The following is an 18,956-nucleotide window of genomic DNA, read 5'->3' on the forward strand; positions in this document are numbered from 1 at the left end:
TGATTGAAGACGCTATATGAACCTTATCCTGGAAAATTTAAATGGAAACATATAATCAAAACGCTTTGAGTACCATTCACGCAGCAAGTCGCCGTGATAGCCTCAAAGATACTGCTTTGGGTATGGTATCAACCCTCAGTTTCCCCGCTATAGTTGGCACGGCTGACATGATGTTAAAGTCGGCTGGAGTCCACTTGGTTGGTTATGAAAAAATTGGTAGTGGTCATTGTACAGCAATTGTCCGAGGTGGCATTGCTGATGTCCGCTTGGCTGTGGAAGCTGGTGTACAAACGGCTGAACAGTTTGGCCAGTTGGTTTCTAGTTTGGTGATTGCGCGTCCTTATCCTAATTTAGATATAATTCTACCTATTAACCGTCTGACTCGATTTATGGGAGATGGTGGTGGATACAGCCGTTTGAGTAATCAAGCCATTGGGTTGGTGGAAACTCGCGGATTTCCCGCTATGGTTGGCGCTTGTGATGCTATGCTTAAAGCTGCTGATGTGCAATTAGCATCATACGAGAAGATTGGTGCTGGTTTGTGTACGGCAATCATTCGCGGTTCAGTGGCTAATGTGGCTGTAGCTGTGGAAGCGGGTATGTTTGAAGCGGAACGCATTGGTGAGTTAAATGCAGTTATGGTGATTCCTCGGCCATTAGATGAGTTGGAGGAAACTTTGCCTGTGGCTAGTTGCTGGCTGGAAGAACGTCAACCAGTTAATATACCCATTAATATTAAAGATAAAATAACGGATGTGGAAGCGATAGAGTTGCCTGATTTGGCAAAACTGCCTGTGAGAGTTAAGGAAGAAATTTGGAATGATGAATAATGAGCAGCTATTTTTTCTAGATACCAATCATGTGACTTTAACCTAATTACCTCTGCTCGATCTTTGACTTTTTGTGGTAAATCCCTTGTTCTTAGGTTCAACAGGGTTTTATCTTGCTCACGAGTTAAAAATACCCTTAAACGAGCGCCCATATTTTAATTACCTCAGTAGATTGATTTTCCGTATTTACTCATAACTCATATTAGCAATTACCAATTACCAATCTCCAACTGCTATGATAGCTACCCACAATCCCGCTGTTTTTGTTTTGGTGATTGAACCAGATGAAACCTTGGCTAATCAATTAGCTTTTGATTTGCAAGAAGCTGGCTATGATGCCATTGTGACCCATGATGCAGCCAATGGATTAAAATACTGTAGTGATGCTTCCAGGAATCAAAGTCATCGCCAACCTGCTTTAATTGTTGTAGACCGAATGCTTGTCGGTGAATCAGGACTGTCTTTGTGTAAAAATCTCAGAAATATCGGCAATCGTTCTCCTATACTGGTTCTGATGGCCAGAGACACAGTAGATGATCGGATAGCTTGTTTAGACGCTGGTGCTGATGATTACATCCTCAAACCTTACCGTTCGGAAGATTTGTTAAGGCTGATTCGTCTGTATCTCAAACCTGATATTGATACCGCAGAGCAATTACGCTTTGGGGATCTGATTTTAGATATAGAAACCCGTCGGGCTTTTTACAAGAGTAAGGCCATTGACTTAACCATGAAGGAATTTGAACTCTTAAAGTTCTTAATGGAACATCCCCGTGAAGTATTAACTCGTGAACAGATTTTAGAAAATGTTTGGGGTTACGACTTTACGGGTGAGTCCAATGTCATTGAAGTATATATTCGTTACCTCCGGCTCAAAATTGAAGAAGAAGGTCAAAAACGCTTAATTCAAACTATACGCGGTGTAGGTTACGTACTCAGAGATTCGTAAAATCTATAAAACGAGAAATAATCACAAATAAAATCTAAATTTGTAGGCAATTTTGCAAAAATTAAGTAAGATAGTCAGAATCTAAATTGCATAAATAATTTAATTAGTGATTTGGTCAGAGGGAACAGGGAACGGGCAACAGGGAACAGAAAAACTCATGTTTAAAAACATGAGATTGAAATAATGACACTGTTTTTTTTGTGCTACGCATCTTGTAAAAACATCCTTTTTTGACTGAGCTTTAAACTCTGAAACTTTAGTTTCTTATCTGTTCCCTGTTCCCTGTTCCCTGTTCCCTGTTCCCTATTCCCTTTTTTTGTAAGAGGTGATTAGTAAAATCATCACTTTTTCCCTATTCCCTGTTCCCTATTCCCTAGACAACTTATGGTTTCTTGGCTTAGTTTATGTTCAATATTACTTAGTATATTACTGATGGGCTGTTCATCACCTACCACGGCTCAATCTCCAGTCGTAACACCGGAATCATCAACCCAAACACCAGTAAATACTGGACAAAATCTGCCAATTTCTGCTGAAGCTATACTTCCTAAAAATATAAAAATTCAGTTAGAAGTAGCACGAACACAAGAACAGCAACAGATGGGTTTGATGTATAGACTAGCTTTACCAGATAACCGAGGAATGCTATTTTCTTTTGCGAACCCACAACCAGTACAATTCTGGATGAAAAATGTACCTGTTGCCTTAGATATGGTATTTATACGAAAAGGTGTAGTTCAGTACATCCAGGCATCTGCTCCTCCTTGTGGCATAGAACCTTGTCCCACCTATGGTCCTAATGTACTGATAGATCAAGTAATTGAACTGAGGTCAGGACGAGCCGCAGAACTAGGTTTAGATAAAGGAGATCAGGTCAAAATTGATTTCCTAACTTCTGATATTTCTCAGTAAACAGGATCAATATTTTCTGACAATGATCCCGGTTGGATATACCAGAAGTCTTTATTCTGAATTTTTATCGAATACAGAATTGTTTTGTCAAAAAAAATATTACCTAACCTGGCACAAATAGTAGTAAAGAGGTTAATATTTAGCAGTAACTTGAATAACATCGGATTTTAGTTTTTTCCAGTTAAAATCACAACTCAGGGTTGAGTAGCAAAAATCTCTCTTTTGACGCAAGTGTAAATAGTCGTCAATAGAGGAATATAAGCTATAAAATCTTTTTTACTTAAACCAGAACAAAAAAACTTGAATGATGTTAGTGTGACCATTAACATCATGGTTAAAGTATTACCTAAATATTATCCTGATGGAACACATAAGTCACTGTATTAGGGATTTCCCCCGTGATTGTAAGTACCTTGGTTTAGTAGTACATTCATGTAGGTTAATACTTTACAAAAAAGGTTATTTAGAATTTTTTTATACGACCTTTAACTTTTATTTACTTACAGCAATGTGACAAATAAAATACTGGTTATACAATACCCACAAAATTAGATAAGCAATCTATGATCATCAATTCTACCCAAGGAGGTAAGATACAAATGACACCATCAAGATATTCTCGGCTAATTAATTTTCTCCAAGAAGATTTGGCAATTTCCGCCGCTTCCCTAGCTGTAGCATTACGTAACCGTGATCAAGATCCTGGTTCTTTAACCATGACTCTTTGGCAATATGGCTTAATTACTCTAGAACAGTTAGAACAAATTTATGATTGGTTAGAGACTGCGTAACAGTTGACAATTGACAATTGACAATTATCAATTATCAATTATCAACCTAATAACTATGAGGCAAAAACTTTTGCTGCTGCTGCTATACCAGCACCGGGGGTGAAGTTTTCATGACCAACTTGTGGGAGGACAACTTCTAGGGAAGCGATACAGCTAAGAATATCTCTATCGCACACAAAACCCAGATGACCTATGCGGAAAATTTTATTACTCAAATGGTCTTGTCCACCTGCTAAAGCAATATCAAACCGTTTTTTCATCAAAGAGCGAATTTTATCTGTTTCGATGCCTGGTGTGGCTACAGCGGTAATGGCAGGACTGGCACATTCATCAGCAGCAAACAAAGATAAATTCAACGCCTTCATAGCCGCACGAGTAGCATTTTTTTGGCGTTCATGACGGGTAAAAATGGATTCTAATCCTTCCTTTTTCATCATTCCCAAGGTGGTATGTAGTGCCACCATTAAGTTGACGGGAGGAGTAAAGGGAGTGGTATTTTTAGCAGTGGCTTTCCGATATTTACCTAAATCTAAATAATACTTAGGCAATTTTGCGGTTTTATAAGCCTCCCAAGCTTTAGGACTGACAGAGACAAATCCTAAACCTGGGGGAATCATGTAACCTTTTTGTGAACCAGAAGCGACTACATCCAAACCCCAAGCGTCTACAGGGACATTGTAAGCCCCTAAACTGGTGACAGCATCCACAATAATTAAAGCCTCTCCATGTTCTTTAACGTGGCGGTTAATAGCTTCTAGGTCATTAATGACACCTGTTGAGGTTTCGCTGTGGGTGATAATGACAGCTTTGATTTCTTTGTTGGTATCAGCTTGGAGTTTAGTTGCAAATTGGGCTGGGTCTAAGGGTTGTCCCCATTCTGCGGTAACTGTTTCCACATTTAAGCCAAAAGCTTGACCAACTTCTACCCAACGTTCCCCGAATTTACCATTAGAAGCGACTAAAATGCGATCGCCTGGAGAAAGAAAATTAATCATTCCTGCTTCTACAGCCCCAGTCCCACTGACGTTTAACATCAATACATCACTGGCGGTTTGATGTAGCCATTTGAGGTTTTCCGTCACCTCTGCCATCATGCTACTAAATTCACCGCTGCGGTGACCAATGGGGTGTTTAGCTAATGCTAGTAAAGCAGGTTCTGGAACTGGGGTAGGACCAGGAATCATCAGCATCAATTTATCGTCCATGTTTGTTTGTGTCCTAGTTGAAAATTTCAATACAATCCAAATTAACCGCTACAGGGGATAAAAACACAAAAAAAACCTACTAAATTTTTCGTAGGAATGCCAGTTAAAAACTGTTAATTAACCCCGCTGTTGCAGGGCTGGGTTTTTGTTCAGGTGGAAATAGACATTCATCAGGAGCAATCCACTTTATCACCAAAATGATTAATAGACCAACGGTGATCAATGCTCAGAGAAGAAGATTGAAAACTTTCTTCTAGTCGCTTTTGTTGGGATGCAGCTTTTCGCATGGTAATAATCAGTTGATTAACTTGATTGCGGAGGTCTTGGTTTTGACCCAGAGAAGTCATTGTTTGTCTTTCTAAAAGTTGAAGTATAAGTTCGTAATGGATAGGAGAAGGTAAAGGAATTGGCTTCATGTAATTTATTATGAAGTTGAAACTTAGGGATGTTTAATTTTTAATTTAGTTAAACTTTAGTTAACTCCAAATTAATTGTTACACAAGAAATAAATAATTGCAGTTATTCAGTTACAGGCTAGAGGAAAAATGAGGATGTAAACCCTTGTTTTATATGGCATTTAAGGCTGTAATTAAGCAAAGAGATTGGCTATTGCTAATTGAGGATCTGGTTGTTTTACCAAGGATTCACCAATCAGTACAGCGGATGCACCTGCTTTTTTAACTACACTTAAATCCTCTGGGTGATGCAATCCTGATTCGCTGACCACAAGAATGTTTTTTGCTTGTAATTGTCCACCTCTATCTGTGAGTAATTGACAAGTTGTTTGTAAATCAACAGAAAAATCCTCCAAGTTGCGATTATTAATCCCGACTAAAGAAACATCATCTAAGGCTAACACCCGATCTAATTCTGCTAAATTATGCACTTCTATTAAAGCTGCCATTTTCAAGTTATTAGCAATTTTGATAAAGTATTGCAAATCTTGATCATTAAGAATTGCTGCTATTAATAAAACTGCATCTGCTCCATGAATTCGCGCCCAATACATTTGGTAAGGATAGATAATAAAATCCTTGCACAGTAAAGGTAAATCTACCGCTGAACGGACTAAGGATAGATTTTCAAAACTACCTTGGAAAAATTTAACATCTGTCAGCACAGAAAGACAACTAGCTCCACCTTTTTGATAAGATTGAGCGATCGCTACTGGGTCAAAATCCTCCCTAAATACCCCTTTACTGGGAGAAGCTTTTTTGACTTCAGCAATCAAAGCCGGATTAGTTTTACCTTGACGCAAGGCATTAACAAAATCACGAGTTGGTGGTGCTGATAGGGCTTGTGTTTGCAATTCCCGCAAAGGTAGCCTTTCTCGCATTTTCTCAACTTCTGTTTCTTTCTGCCAGACAATTTCTTCTAGAATATTATTTGGTGCAGCCCCTTCTATAGCGGATTGATACTGAAGTATAGAAATATTAATAACTGGGCTAGGTGAACGACGACGGATTTGCATATTTTTTAAGGAGTCAGGAGTCATGAGTCATGAGTCAGGAGTCAGGAGTTCGGAAAGAAGAATGAAGAAGAAAGAACATTTTTCTCTTCCCCATTACCTATTACCTATCACCTGTAACTCCTTAATTCTTCTATTAACTTACTAATGCCCGTTTATAAGCTTCATCTAAAACTTCTGAAAGCGTTGGATGAGCGTGAACCAGGTAAGCAAGAGTTTGGATAGATTGACGATTAGCAATAGCGGCTGCGGCTTCGTGAATTAAATCCGAGGCGTGGGGACCAAAGATATGTACACCTAAGACCTCGCCAGTATCTTTGCGATAAATTACCTTCGTCATTCCATCAGTATCATTTTCCGCCAAAGCCTTGGAATTACCTTTAAAGTAACTCTTACTGGTGGCGACTTCAAAACCTTGAGTTAATCCTAAAGCATGGGCGGCGGTTTCTGTTAAGCCCACATAACTAACTTCTGGATGGGTAAAAGCAGCCGCAGGAATGCTGCGATAGTCAACTGTTTTCTGACGACCCAAGATATTTTCTACAGCAATGATCCCTTGGGCAGATGCAGTATGAGCTAACATCATTTTGCCGGTAGCATCACCAATAGCCCAGAGATGGGGGATAACTTCCCCATTGGCCAATACCGCCATATTATCATTGACAGGAATAAAATTGCGGCGGTCAAGTTCAACGCCAACGGATTCTAGACCAAGATTTTGAGTAGCGGGAACCCGACCGGTAGCGACTAAACAAGCGTCAACTTCGAGAACTTCTAAATCTTCTTTAGTTTCAAAGTCAGCCAACTCAATGACTACTGGTGAACCAGGAATGACTTTTTTGGCGTAAATACCGACTTTGGTTTCAATATCGCGGGGGTTAATTAAAACCCGTTCTGCCAGTTTAGCAATATCCCGATCAAATCCTGGCATTAACTCACTGAGGGCTTCAATTAAGGTAATTTCACAACCTAAAGCCGAGTAAACATCAGAAAATTCTAAGCCGATATAACCGCTACCAATAATCGCCACCCACTTGGGTAGAGTTTCTAATTTAACGCCTTGGTCACTGGTAAATACAGTTTTGCCGTCTACTTCAATTCCAGGGGGAACAAAGGGGACAGAACCAGGGGAAAGGATGATATTTTGGGCGGTGATGGTTTTCTCACCTTTATCTGTGACGATGGTAACTTTTTGTGTCCCAGATACCTTGCCCCAACCTCGGATAATCTCAACTCCCAAGCGTTTGAGACTGTTGGTTAAGTCCCCTTGAATTTTGGATACGAGATTGTTAGCATGATCAGCGATCGCTTGCCGTTCAAACTCGACATTGCCAATCTGTATTCCCAAAGACTTGAGATGATGGGCATTACGTAATTCCCTCACCTTTCCTGAAGCCGCGAGTAATGCCTTAGAAGGAATACAACCCCTGTTTACACAAGTTCCTCCCATATCTCCAGCTTCAATAATTGCTGTTTTCTGACCGCAACTGATAGCGTGTAAAGCAGCACCATGACCACCCACACCAGCGCCGATAATCACTAAATCGTAATCAAATCCAGGACTCACTTTTATTTCCCCGTTATCTTCGCCTATTATCAACTTAACTTTTTTATGTAACTTTCTCAAATTAACAAAAAATAACGGAGAAGCTCTTGTGTCTCCCCGTTATTTTTTGTTAATGTGTGATTGGGTTTGAGATTAGTTGACCGCTGCTCTCAATTCTTTTAGCGCTTTACCAATTGCCACAAAATCTTGGCTTTGTGAAAGCGCTTGCAAAGTCACCGGACTACTTTGTTGAATAATCTGGTTGTAAGTATTAATACCATTATTCAACTGGTTAATATCTACATCCGCATTTCCCTGATTGGGTACAATCCTACTGAGGATGACTCTCAAATTATTTCCTAAGTCTGCATTAACACCTGCATTACTTAGGAAATTTGTCAAGTTATCAGATGCGGTCTGTCCAATTGATCCGCCTTGCAAGAGGGCTACTAAAACTCCAGAATTGTTGCTATTTAATAGGTTAAGAGCAGCCGCATTTAGTTCTCTCTGAGTGCTTTTTATTCTAATCCTCATTGTCCTTCCGGCTGGTGTGCGGATGATGCGAATAGAAGATGCTCTAGGTATAAGAGTTTCTCCAGAACCTGAAGGATTCTGATCATTTCCTTCATTATTATTGCCACCATTGTCGGCATTGTTAGCTGTCTCGTTACCAGCGCCACTCTGACCACCAGCATTCCCGCCACTAGCACTGGTATTCTCGTCGGGATTACCATTGTTAGCTGTCTCTTCACCAGCGCCACTCTGACCACCAGCATTCCCGCCACTGGCACTGGTATTTTCTTCGGGATTACCATTGTTGGCTGTCTCTTGATCAGCGCCACTCTGACCGCCAGCATTCCCGCCACTGGCACTGGTATTCTCATCGGGATTACCATTGTTGGCTGTCTCTTGATCAGCGCCACTCTGACCGCCAGCATTGCCGACACTGGGATTAGAATTAGTATTACCATTAGAGCCAGTAGTTCCACCGCCACTCTGACCACCAGCAGTTCCGACACTGGGATCGGGGTTGGAAATAGTATTACCACTGGTGCTAGTGTTGCCACCGCCACTCATGCCACCAGCAGTCCCCACACTAGGACTCGTATTAACTGGTCCAGGAGCGCCACTCATACTCCCGGCTGTACCCAGACTGGGCGAAGTTTGGGCTGGGCTAGAGGTCTGCCAATTGAGCGCCAATAGGGGAGTGAGACTGAGGGCAAGAATAAAAGTTCTGATTTTTAACATGGTGATTTTCTCAAAATTGAAGTGTTTATTTAGGTAAGAAATTGAATCCATAGCCTACACTTAGAACAAAGACTGTGCCGCCTTGGCTAGTATCAGTAAGATCCGCGCCGACGGCATTAATGGTCAAGGGAATAGTAGATATAGGTACGAAAGAAGCCCCAACATTTAAACCAACTCCACTCCAGCCCATACCCACACCTATTTGGGGATGAACTTGTACCCCAACTCCAGCAAATACACCTGTACTTGCATCACCTGTGCGGAAATCACCACCACCGGCTCCTACGGAAAAGGAGATGGGCATTTTATTAACAGTATCCTTAGGCTTTAATAGGGAGTAACTTGTGACCACACCATAGACACCGGAAGGTCTCACTGTTTCTCCACCACCAACGTGCGATGCAAAAGTTCTCCAGCCAGCAGCCGCGGCTATTTGAGTGTTGTTTTTAGCATAGATAATGCGGTTGGCTTTGAGGTCAAAAGTTCCATTTGCACCAAAACTCTTGATACTGCCAATGTTATAGCCAAGTTCTAGACCGATTAGTTTCCGGGCATCTCCTAACCCAAAACCCATACTAATACTCCCGTCTGGTTGAGTTCTAGCTTTACCAGCGGTTGCTGCGGATGCCCCTATGAAAACGTCACCCCAGGTAGCTCCAAAGGCGCTTGGCGTAGCAAAGGTAAGTGAAGGAGAGTAGGTTCGCTTGGCTGGAATTACTTTGACAAGGGGATCAACTAATAAATCTTGGCGTAATTTATCAGCATCAATTTGACTGTTATTGACAGGGACTGGAGTCTCTGTTTGAGCAATGATCCCTACTTCTTTTTGCTCAAACAGAGATTTAACCTTCTGCCTTGATTCTATTTTCGCTAACACCTCTTGCAGATCCGGTAAGTTAGTCTTTAAGGCGGCTTGATTAGTTATTAATTCCTTACTGCTATGGGTTTTAGACGCTATCTCATCTGTTGCATAAGCAGGGGCAACTGAAAGAGTGGTGGTAGCCCATATATAGCCTAACAAAGTTGTACCTATGAAATTTAGCCAGTTTGGGCGTAATAACATACATAAAAGTTTTACTTTTCTCAAAATTTACTCCTCACAACGGTTATATGCACCCGAATGTATATTAGAGTAATTCCCGAAAAAGAGTCATGTACAGGATGAATTGTGCTATTTTTGTGAATTTGTTGTGAATTTATCAGGAGAATTATGAACTTATAAGGAGAATGCCAAAAACCCTTCCAGGTTAATTGAATTGACAACTCCTTACAGCAGTTCTTTATTTAATTTATAATTGTTTAATTTTTAATTTGGATATTCATAAAACACCATTTGGGGAACTAATAAATCATTGGTTAATTTCCCAATTCCTAAAAAATTGGTTTGGGTTTCATAAACTCGCACAAAGTCGGGAATATCAAGATTGAGGGAAATTTTTTGACCTTGACACCATCTTTTGGCTGATTCTGTTGGTAAATTTAGGGATTTTAGGTGTTGTAATGGTGCGTCTGGGGATATGGGTTGAAATCTGCCGTTTTCGATTTCGGTGGCTAAATCTGTGAAGCTGAGACTGGTTTGAAGCTGAAAACTGCTGCTTTCTGTGCGGATTAGGGCAGATAGAGTGCCACCTGTGTTTAATATTGTACCTAAATCACGGGCGATCGCACGAATATATGTTCCCGAACCACAGGATATGGCTAGATCTAATTCTGGAAAATCTCCATCTCGCCAATCTAACACCTGAATTTGGGAAATTTCGACTGTTCGCACGGGAACTTCAACTTTTTCCCCTTTCCGCGCTAAATCATATAAGCGTTGGCCATCAACTTGAATGGCGCTGTAGCTGGGGGGGATTTGCTCAATTTTACCGATAAACTGGGAAAGGACGGTTTTGATATTCTCCAAATCCAATCCTGGACAGGGTACAGAGGTAATAATTTCCCCTTCTAAATCATCTGTAGTAGTTTGTATCCCCAGCCGAACAGTGGCTTGATAAGCCTTTTCTCCTGGTAAATATTGTAATAATCTGGTGGCTTTACCCAAGGCTATTGGTAATACTCCGGTAGCTTTAGGGTCTAAAGTTCCTGCGTGTCCGACTCGTTTCATGTTCAGTAGTTTGCGGACTTTGGCTACGCAGTCATGAGAAGTCCAGTCAAATGGTTTGTTTAAATTGAGAAAGCCTTGCACAATTTTAGATTTTAGAGTTGAGATCTTTGTATTTTCACACAAATAGGAAATAGGAGATCCCAGACTTCCTGAAGAAGTCGGGGATTTAAATCAAATGCAATAGGGAAATACCGATACCCAGCAGCCAAAATCCAAAATGGACGATGGTATGAGAAAGTCTTTTTTTAACGGGGTTGGTTTCTGGGAAATGCTCACCTAAAGTTGGTGCTATTTTGAGATGATCAAGAGACTGGACAAGATTTAAACCGAGAGACTGACTAGAAATACTTTCAGCATAGGCGGCGTTAAGATAGGAAAGATATTCTAGTTTTTCGGCTATATAGGTTTGGAAGAAAGGTAAACTCAAAGCATTGATATAATCATGAGCTTGAGAAGCATCACCGATCATATCTGTTGGTAATGCCATTTGTGTACTGTCAGGATTGCTATTCCCAATGGTGGAAAAATGCGTACCACCAAGTAGCATGACTAAATATTTCTGGGGATGAGTAATCCAAGAAAAAGGGACAATTTGCTCATATAAGGCTGGGGCAACGGTATCTTCACTACTACCAATGATCATGATTGGGGTGTGAATTTGGCTTAAACCGGCTTGTCCAAAAATAGAACTGGTGATGGGATTAACAGCGATCGCTGCTCTGATTCTGGTATCTTGTAAGTTGTACTCTTGTCCTGACTGGTTGGGCAATTCTAAAGCTTGACATTGCAACAGTAAAGACATATTCCAAGTATTTCGCAATTTGTCGTGATCACAGTCTGCCTTTAGTTGTTGAAAGTTAATTTTTGCCCCTGCTAAAGCTAAGGCAGTATAACCTCCTAATGACTGTCCAAATATGCCTACTTGTTGTAAGTTAAATCGGTGCTGAAATTGTGAATCTGACTCTAATTGATCTAAAATATATTTGATATCTAAAGGTCTATCTTTAAATTCATTGGGGTGCGTGACTTGATTACTATTACCCTTAATTAAAGATTGTAATTGTTGAGTATTACTACCAGGATGATTGGGAATAATTACAGCAAAACCATTTGTAACTAAATGATTTGCTAAATAACGAAAATTACTACTATCCAAACCTAAGCCATGGGAAATAACAATTACAGGGGCAGGATTTTGGGTATTAGGAATATATATATCTGTGGATAAATGTCTATTTCTTGAAGAGTCAAAAAACTTGGTTGTTTGTTTTGTTGCTAAAAGATTGGGTTGATTTGGCAATTTTGGGAATGGTGACAAATTAGCTTGGGAGATTTTAGCAGCTTCTAATTTTGATGTTTGGATTAATGCGGAAATAGTTTTTTCAGTTTCGCTGATCATTTTCTCCAATTCATCAGCAATTTTCATGCTGGAAACCATATCAATTTTAATATTATTTTGAGGATATTTACGTAATAAATTTAATAAATTCAACCCTTCCGGTTCAGCCGCAGCGGCAATTAAGGCTGTGCGTAATGACTGAGATACAAATTTTGGATAATGGGATTTAGTTTTAATTAATTCTGCTAATCTTTGTAAGATAAATTTCCCTTGTTGGGTGTCAAGAAATTGGGCAGCTACAGCCGGACTAATTTTCAGCGGCTGCATTAAAATCTTCCTTACTTCTGGCAGTTTGTTTTTGGGAATATATTGATAATATCCGGCTAAATCTGGATTAATTATTCCATATTTAGCATAGCTTTCTAAGGCACTAATGGGGATAGAAATTTCTAGTGCTGAATAAGAAGCATGAATTTGTTCTGCTGCCATAACAGAGTCACTTATCCCAAATGTTGGCAGCAATATGGATAAAATCAGTGATAGGAAATTCCTTTTCAGGGTGCTGCCCCAATTACCAAACATATTCATCGCTTAACTTTTGTGGTGATGTTGTTGAGCGAGGCTCAAATTTTGGTAGTTATTTAAACACCCTGTTAACCAATTTAAAATAATGCCTATGACAAGCTACGCAAACAAATTCAAGACTGGTTTAAATGAGGTTGCTGCTAATTAATTACTAGGACTTTTTGTCAGATCATAATAAATACAGAAATTATCTACATCAGTATTTATTATGTGTTCTTTCTGATTAATAAAATCTAAATAATGCTAATTAATTTTATTAATTAGATTTCTTGAATGCCATAGATGTCAAACTGATAACAATTTAAAATGTACTCATAATTAAATACCACTAATCCGAACTTTGAAATATCATTGATAATGACTAAATTAGACAAATCATTTTGACATGATATTCAATTACCAGGAATACTTAATTACTTCTGGCTATTGGCTAGGAGTCCGGGTAATATTAATTTTAGATACCTCAGCAATTAAAAATCAAAACTTGAAAATGAATAAAGATATCTGTGGTAAGGCTTCTAGTAGTTTTGATTATGCAAATTGTCTGCATGGCAATTTTAATTTACATAATTTCATGTAAATCTTCTGACTGTTGACTAACCGCAATATTAAAAACGCCAATTTGGGTTATCATGTACCTAACTGATTACCCAAAAAGATAAATATAAAGTAGACTAGACACAAAAATGCTACTTAGTCCCAAAAGGTAAACTGAGTATCAAGGTGCATAAATTTACAATCTGGGTCGAGGGTGACAAGGAGTAGCTATGTCAGAAACGAGTGACAAACTCATACCTATATCACAAAGGCAACCTGTACAGCGTCGCCGGCGTAAACGTCCAGTCTCCAAGACGGGACAGAAAAAAGTTATCAATCAGCCGGCAGTTTCTAGCCCAAGAGAAGCGGCAGCATTGGCTTGTATAAATAATCATATCAGTTCTGCGCCTATCCCGTCTGGGGGGCGAAGACCAGCATCACGGAAGATGATGCCCCCAGGTGTTAAACCCGTCCCTACGGTCAAGAAGAATACTCAAATTTCGCCACCGGGGAATGTGAGATTAAAGACGATACCCATGGAAAAGCCGAAAATAGCCAGAAAAGGATCACGCAAGACCAGGTTAAAACCCATGGCTAGAACCATGTTATATGCCTTGCGGTTGTTGATTGTCGGGGTGGGTGTCGGTGCGATTGTGGGTACGTTGTTGTCATTCCTAGACCCTGCTAATCGCATTAATTCAGTTATGTCGGTAGCTCAAACTACAACTTCTCAAAAATCATCTCAAAGTTCTAATACAAGCTTATATCTGGCTCAGGAAATTACTCCTTTAAAAAATTCTTTGCAAACTCTCACCACCGCTAATTCTGATTTGATACCAGGGGTGTTTTTATTAGATTTAGATAATGGTGGTTATATAGATATTAATAGTAATATAAGTTTTGCTGCGGCCAGCACGATTAAAATCCCGATTTTGATTGCTTTTTTCCAGGATGTGGATGGGGGTAAAATCCGCCTGGATGAAATGTTGACTTTGCAAAAGGAGATGATTGTCGGGGGTTCGGGAAATATGCAATATCAACCCACAGGCAGCAAATACACGGCTCTTGATGTAGCTACGAAGATGATTACAATTAGCGACAATACAGCCACGAATATGCTGGTCGCTAAATTGGGTGGACAAGAGGCGTTAAATGGGCGTTTTCGCAGTTGGGGACTGATAACGACGATGATTCGTAATCCTCTCCCGGATTTAGAAGGGACTAATACTACTAGTCCGCGAGAATTGGGGAATTTGATCTCGATGGTGAATCAAGGTAATATGGTGAGTATGCGATCGCGTGATTTAATTCTTAATATCATGAGTCGCACTGAACGAGATAATCTTTTACCTGCTGGCTTAGGAAAAGGCGCAAATGCTTATCATAAAACAGGTGACATTGGTACTATGTTGGCAGATGCGGGGTTGATTGATGTCCCGACAGGTAAGCGTTATATTGCCGCTATCATGGTAAAACGTCCCAATAATGATCCTCGCGCTGCAAAATTAATTAGTTCTATTTCTAGCGCTGCTTATCAACATTTTAGCCAAGCTACAGTCACACCCAGCAATCCGACAAATAATCAACCAGTTACTCAACCAATAACTCCACCTATTTCTAATTATCAACCACCTGTTCAACCCTTGATTCAGCAACCTATTCAACCACAGTTGATGAATCCAGCTATGCCTAATGGGATGGTTAATAATATGCCTGTAGGCAGTTATCCACCGCCTGTGATGACTCCACAATTGACTCCGCAATATTATCCACAACATTGACACTCCCCGGTCTAAAGACGCGGAGATTCTATAGAGAGTTTCAGTCTATATCCCTCAGTTATCCCAGTTTCAGGCAGGGTTCCTTAAATATTTGGGTTCTTGCCCTGATTTCGTTTGCCCTGGCGGGCGAAATCATATCTGACAAGCGTAACTTTCCGAGAGTCCCTCGGTAGCTTTTTATGTCTTTAGTGACAATTTAATTGTATCACGAATATGGATTAAAATTTGAAATTATTTCAAATTTTCAAATTAACGTCAATGCAGGATAAAGGAAAGCCTCTAGCCTTCATCCCTTGTCTCAAGCCCAAATGTGGCTTCCTGAGTCAGCCACATTTTCAAGGGTTTTCGGCGTTCTTCCTTATAAATAATTCCAAAAATAATTCAAAATTCGGTGTTGCAGAAAATGTGGGTTTATTGTTAGAACAGCGTTAAGGCTATCTATCAGATGGAGAATACATTATGAATATTCAAATTAAACCTGAAACAGAGGAATTAATACAAGCTTATATTGACACGGGGCGATTTGAAAATATAGAAGATGCAGTAAATGAGGCTTTTAGTTTGCTGCTGGACAGAGAAAGAAGACTGGAGGAACTACGGGGAAAAATAGCGGTAGGAACTGAACAGATTAAGAATGGACAAGTAACAGATGGTGAGGTAGTTTTTGCTAGACTACAAGCAAAAATTAAACTTGTTTGCGTAAATTTTATAACGTTCTCACCATTATTTTAACATTTTTGATATCGCATTCCTGGAAGTTGGGTAATTAAACCCATGAGTTCTAATTGTAATAAAGAACTAGAAACTAAAGCCGCATTCATACCTGTTTTTTGAATTATAAAATCAAAAGATAAAGCATCAATAGTTAAAGTATCTATGACTTGTTGTAATTCTGGTGGTAAGTTAGGAGGAGGGGATTTAATTATAGTAGTTTCTATATCTATTTGGGGAATCGCACCCAACAGGGTTAATAGTTCACTGAGTTCTTGATTAATTAAACCTGCACCTTGACTAATTAATTTTAAACAACCTTGGGATGGTTGATCATCAATTCTTCCTGGTAATGCGTAAACATCTCGACAAAATTCATTCGCATAAGTAGCTGTGATTAAAGCACCAGATTTTATTCCTGCTTCTATGACTAATACCGCACGACTTAAACCAGCAATGATGCGATTTCGACGGGGAAAATGGGTGCGGTTTGGTGTGGTTTTCGCGGGATATTCACTAATTACTATTCCAGATGTCAAAATCTGTTTATATAAACTTTGATTTTTATAGGGATAAATAACATCTACTCCTGTTCCCACCACTGCTATTGTTCTTCCTCCGGCTTTCATTGCTGCTGCGTGACTTTCGGTGTCTATTCCTTCGGCCATTCCAGAAACAACGGTAAAACCATTTTTGGCTAATGCGGTACTAATTTGACGCGTCCATTTAATTCCAATACCCGTGAATGAAATTAATAGCCTACAAATAATTACTAATATTAATTCTGCAAATATTAAGGCATAAAAATAACTTCAGTTTAGTCTAAACTCCAGGCAAAATGTATCTAAAATTATATGATCATGAGATTTTTCTTGAATTTATAAATCATCAATCTTGTCAATTATTTGAAATCAAATTTAAAAAATCATAAATGTGTCATTTTTTTCGTCGAGAATTTTTATTCCTGCTCCAAAATGAGTAGCCTGATAGTATATATTGACAAAATATGAAAGAATATTTAAGCTTTATAAGAGTTTATTTCAAGTCATCCTTGACAGTTTTGTATGGGAATTCAAAAAGAACATCATCAGATGCTTACTCAGTTTACGACAGAATATGATCTGCAACCAATTGCAAAACATTTATCAACTATTATCAAAGAATCTTTGGCGAGTGTTTCATCAAGTAAATGTCGTCAAGGAACGATTCTAGTACCAACGTTTGTCATTTGGTTTGTAATTCTCTCCACTATCCGTCGTGATTTAAGTTATTTAGGAATAATGGATTGGATGATATCAGGATTGAGGTGGTTATCCTGTTGTCTACCAAAACAACTTATTTCTGAAGGTGCTATGAGTCATGCCAGAGTTCGTATAGGATTAACAGTTTTTCAACTAATATTTAAAAAACTCACTTCTAGTTTGACAACATTGAAATATGACTTTCATAAATGGACTACAGTAATATTTGATGGTTCCACAGGTACGACACCTGATACTGAAAGTAATCGTGATAAATTTGGGAAGTCTAAATGTGGTCGAGGAGAAAGTGCTTTTCCCATGCTGAGAATAGTCACATTAATATCAGCATCAACACGCCTGATCCTAGATTTTACCTATGGTTCGAGCCAAGGTAAAGGAACTGGTGAAAGGACTTTAATGACTAAATTACTGGCACAATTTAACCAGAAAAACTTATTATTTTTATTAGATGCTGGTTTATATTCCTTTGCAACTATTTTTAGTATTCGTACAAAAGAATGCGACTTTTTACTTAGGGTAGCTTCTAATGTTAAACTACCTGTTATCTCTGATTCTCGTTTGCCAGATGGATACATGGCTAGATATCCAGATGGAAGTTATTTATCAGAAATTAATGGCAAAATTCTCAATTTAGAAAAATCTACAGAATCGCATAAACAATGGAATCAGGAAAGTATCATTGTCCGAGTTATTGAATATCAAATTCCTGGTTTTCTCCCTCGTCGTTTAGTTACTAGTATTATTGACCCTAATATTTCTGCCAAAGAATTAATTATTCACTATCATTGCAGATGGGAGGTGGAAATTAGTTTCTGTGAAATAAAAACACATCAATGTGCTACGCTCAAAGGACAAATGCCCACTATTTTTCGGAGCAAAACATCTGAATTAGTCGAACAAGAACTTTATGCTATGTTAATTGCTTATAATCTACTCCGCGATTTAATTTACCAATCTGCTAACGAATATAATAAAAATCCTTTACTCCTTAGTTTTCTTGAATCTTTGCAACTAGTTATAGATTTAGTACAACTCATCAGCCATTCATCCTTAAAATTACGAGAAATTCAACATCAATATTTATTATCATTAATTTCCCAGTCTGAAATTGATCGCCCCCGACGAAAACGTATTAATCCCCGTGTTGTCAAAATTAAAATGTCCAAATTCAAGCGCAAAAACTCTTCCCATAAATCTGAAATCAGAGATATAGAAAAAGACTTGAAAATCCTTCCCCCACAAGCAGTTTGACAATTTCATTCACGGGTATTGCATTTAATTCCATATTCTGTAGGTTGACGAGTTCCCACAATTCCCACTAAGGGTTTTTGTCCTGAATTTTCCTGTAAGTCAACTTCTCCCCGATAGTACAATAATGGGGGTGGACTGGGGATTTCTCGCAGTAATTGGGGATATTCTGAGTCTGCTGGTGTCCAGAAATGGGGGTTTATTTGTTGGTGTTGAATGAGGAGTTGTTCTGGGTTTAAACGGGATTTTTGTTGAACAACTTTTTCTAATGTTTGAAATCCGAAACCTTCAACTTTTCGTAATTCTCCAGGACTGGCTTTCCAAGCTGTTTCTAAATTACCAAAGTGCTGTTGTACTCTTTGTAGTAATATCGGACCAATTCCCGAAATTTGTGACCAGGCTAACCAATATTTACGTTCTTCTGGATTTGACATACG

16 protein-coding genes and 2 pseudogenes are annotated in these 18,956 nt (G+C 39.0%); 8 read left to right on the plus strand and 10 right to left on the minus strand.

Annotated features, from left to right (window positions below; genetic code table 11):
* The first annotated feature begins 41 nt into the window (after window positions 1–41).
* From ccmO to HGD76_RS08120, 4 genes are all read left to right on the plus strand, one after another.
* Entirely contained in the window at window positions 42–830 is a 789-nt protein-coding gene (gene ccmO / locus HGD76_RS08105) for a beta-carboxysome assembly protein CcmO (protein ID WP_148764231.1), read from the plus strand.
* 235 nt (window positions 831–1,065) lie between these two features.
* Window positions 1,066–1,779: a response regulator transcription factor NblR gene (gene nblR / locus HGD76_RS08110; RefSeq protein ID WP_168695467.1), complete on the plus strand. Its 714-nt coding sequence runs from the start codon at window positions 1,066–1,068 to the stop codon at window positions 1,777–1,779.
* 384 nt (window positions 1,780–2,163) lie between these two features.
* Window positions 2,164–2,691 carry a DUF192 domain-containing protein gene (locus tag HGD76_RS08115; RefSeq protein WP_168695468.1) on the plus strand — a complete coding sequence of 176 codons (528 nt, stop codon included), beginning with the start codon at window positions 2,164–2,166 and terminating at the stop codon, window positions 2,689–2,691.
* A gap of 563 nt (window positions 2,692–3,254) precedes the next feature.
* Window positions 3,255–3,482, plus strand: a complete 228-nt coding sequence (locus HGD76_RS08120; protein ID WP_015080442.1) for a DUF2949 domain-containing protein — start codon at window positions 3,255–3,257, stop codon at window positions 3,480–3,482.
* A 53-nt stretch (window positions 3,483–3,535) separates the two neighbouring features.
* On the opposite strand, the gene HGD76_RS08125 is transcribed toward HGD76_RS08120, so the two are convergent.
* The 8 genes from HGD76_RS08125 to HGD76_RS08160 form a co-directional block, all read right to left on the minus strand.
* Entirely contained in the window at window positions 3,536–4,687 is a 1,152-nt protein-coding gene (locus HGD76_RS08125) for a pyridoxal-phosphate-dependent aminotransferase family protein (protein ID WP_168695469.1), read from the minus strand.
* A gap of 170 nt (window positions 4,688–4,857) precedes the next feature.
* Entirely contained in the window at window positions 4,858–5,103 is a 246-nt protein-coding gene (locus tag HGD76_RS08130) for a DUF5340 domain-containing protein (protein WP_168695470.1), read from the minus strand.
* A 173-nt stretch (window positions 5,104–5,276) separates the two neighbouring features.
* A complete protein-coding gene (gene trpC, locus HGD76_RS08135) occupies window positions 5,277–6,158 on the minus strand; it encodes an indole-3-glycerol phosphate synthase TrpC (protein ID WP_148764227.1) in 882 nt (293 codons plus the stop codon).
* A gap of 133 nt (window positions 6,159–6,291) precedes the next feature.
* Window positions 6,292–7,722, minus strand: coding sequence for a dihydrolipoyl dehydrogenase (gene lpdA / locus HGD76_RS08140; protein ID WP_015080446.1), 1,431 nt, complete (start codon window positions 7,720–7,722; stop codon window positions 6,292–6,294).
* A 132-nt stretch (window positions 7,723–7,854) separates the two neighbouring features.
* Window positions 7,855–8,949, minus strand: coding sequence for an ICP22 family protein (locus tag HGD76_RS08145; RefSeq protein WP_168695471.1), 1,095 nt, complete (start codon window positions 8,947–8,949; stop codon window positions 7,855–7,857).
* A 25-nt stretch (window positions 8,950–8,974) separates the two neighbouring features.
* Window positions 8,975–10,012 (minus strand): hypothetical protein, encoded by a 1,038-nt coding sequence (locus HGD76_RS08150; protein ID WP_233467104.1) that lies wholly within the window; start codon window positions 10,010–10,012, stop codon window positions 8,975–8,977.
* A gap of 243 nt (window positions 10,013–10,255) precedes the next feature.
* On the minus strand, window positions 10,256–11,137 hold the full coding sequence (gene truB / locus HGD76_RS08155) for a tRNA pseudouridine(55) synthase TruB (protein WP_168695473.1): 882 nt from the start codon (window positions 11,135–11,137) through the stop codon (window positions 10,256–10,258).
* An 85-nt stretch (window positions 11,138–11,222) separates the two neighbouring features.
* Window positions 11,223–12,983 carry an alpha/beta hydrolase gene (locus HGD76_RS08160; RefSeq protein ID WP_168695474.1) on the minus strand — a complete coding sequence of 587 codons (1,761 nt, stop codon included), beginning with the start codon at window positions 12,981–12,983 and terminating at the stop codon, window positions 11,223–11,225.
* A 382-nt stretch (window positions 12,984–13,365) separates the two neighbouring features.
* On the opposite strand from HGD76_RS08160, the gene HGD76_RS08165 reads away from it, so the two are divergent.
* From HGD76_RS08165 to HGD76_RS08175, 3 genes are all read left to right on the plus strand, one after another.
* Complete coding sequence (locus HGD76_RS08165; protein WP_168695475.1) at window positions 13,366–13,560, plus strand: hypothetical protein; 195 nt, start codon at window positions 13,366–13,368, stop codon at window positions 13,558–13,560.
* Between the two features lie 187 nt (window positions 13,561–13,747).
* Window positions 13,748–15,298 carry a serine hydrolase gene (locus HGD76_RS08170; protein WP_168695476.1) on the plus strand — a complete coding sequence of 517 codons (1,551 nt, stop codon included), beginning with the start codon at window positions 13,748–13,750 and terminating at the stop codon, window positions 15,296–15,298.
* A 459-nt stretch (window positions 15,299–15,757) separates the two neighbouring features.
* Window positions 15,758–16,030 (plus strand): ribbon-helix-helix domain-containing protein, encoded by a 273-nt coding sequence (locus HGD76_RS08175; RefSeq protein ID WP_015080452.1) that lies wholly within the window; start codon window positions 15,758–15,760, stop codon window positions 16,028–16,030.
* Here the strand turns inward: HGD76_RS08175 and dprA are convergent.
* Window positions 16,027–16,743 (minus strand): annotated as a pseudogene (dprA, locus tag HGD76_RS08180) (DNA-processing protein DprA); the annotation flags it as partial. The gene HGD76_RS08175 and the pseudogene dprA sit on opposite strands and share 4 nt — an antisense overlap.
* Window positions 16,744–17,073: 330 nt before the next feature.
* Here dprA and HGD76_RS08185 point away from each other — a divergent pair.
* Window positions 17,074–18,522: an IS4 family transposase gene (locus HGD76_RS08185; protein ID WP_168694730.1), complete on the plus strand. Its 1,449-nt coding sequence runs from the start codon at window positions 17,074–17,076 to the stop codon at window positions 18,520–18,522.
* A 23-nt stretch (window positions 18,523–18,545) separates the two neighbouring features.
* Here the strand turns inward: HGD76_RS08185 and HGD76_RS08190 are convergent.
* A pseudogene (locus HGD76_RS08190) lies at window positions 18,546–18,953 on the minus strand (DNA-processing protein DprA); the annotation flags it as partial.
* Window positions 18,954–18,956 lie beyond the last annotated feature (3 nt).

Origin of the sequence: Dolichospermum flos-aquae CCAP 1403/13F (assembly GCF_012516395.1) — a bacterium.
Taxonomy (GTDB): Bacteria; Cyanobacteriota; Cyanobacteriia; order Cyanobacteriales; family Nostocaceae; genus Dolichospermum; species Dolichospermum lemmermannii.

Excerpts from the sequence above, each read along its gene's own strand:
- HGD76_RS08150 (WP_233467104.1), bottom strand. The coding sequence starts at position 10,012 with ATGTTATTACGCCCAAACTGGCTAAATTTCATAGGTACAACTTTGTTA.
- HGD76_RS08145 (WP_168695471.1), bottom strand. The coding sequence starts at position 8,949 with ATGTTAAAAATCAGAACTTTTATTCTTGCCCTCAGTCTCACTCCCCTA.
- HGD76_RS08130 (WP_168695470.1), bottom strand. The coding sequence starts at position 5,103 with ATGAAGCCAATTCCTTTACCTTCTCCTATCCATTACGAACTTATACTT.
- HGD76_RS08120 (WP_015080442.1), top strand. The coding sequence starts at position 3,255 with ATGATCATCAATTCTACCCAAGGAGGTAAGATACAAATGACACCATCA.
- HGD76_RS08165 (WP_168695475.1), top strand. The coding sequence starts at position 13,366 with ATGATATTCAATTACCAGGAATACTTAATTACTTCTGGCTATTGGCTA.
- HGD76_RS08170 (WP_168695476.1), top strand. The coding sequence starts at position 13,748 with ATGTCAGAAACGAGTGACAAACTCATACCTATATCACAAAGGCAACCT.
- nblR (WP_168695467.1), top strand. The coding sequence starts at position 1,066 with ATGATAGCTACCCACAATCCCGCTGTTTTTGTTTTGGTGATTGAACCA.
- HGD76_RS08175 (WP_015080452.1), top strand. The coding sequence starts at position 15,758 with ATGAATATTCAAATTAAACCTGAAACAGAGGAATTAATACAAGCTTAT.
- HGD76_RS08160 (WP_168695474.1), bottom strand. The coding sequence starts at position 12,983 with ATGAATATGTTTGGTAATTGGGGCAGCACCCTGAAAAGGAATTTCCTA.
- HGD76_RS08125 (WP_168695469.1), bottom strand. The coding sequence starts at position 4,687 with ATGGACGATAAATTGATGCTGATGATTCCTGGTCCTACCCCAGTTCCA.
- HGD76_RS08115 (WP_168695468.1), top strand. The coding sequence starts at position 2,164 with ATGGTTTCTTGGCTTAGTTTATGTTCAATATTACTTAGTATATTACTG.
- HGD76_RS08185 (WP_168694730.1), top strand. The coding sequence starts at position 17,074 with ATGGGAATTCAAAAAGAACATCATCAGATGCTTACTCAGTTTACGACA.
- ccmO (WP_148764231.1), top strand. The coding sequence starts at position 42 with ATGGAAACATATAATCAAAACGCTTTGAGTACCATTCACGCAGCAAGT.
- trpC (WP_148764227.1), bottom strand. The coding sequence starts at position 6,158 with ATGCAAATCCGTCGTCGTTCACCTAGCCCAGTTATTAATATTTCTATA.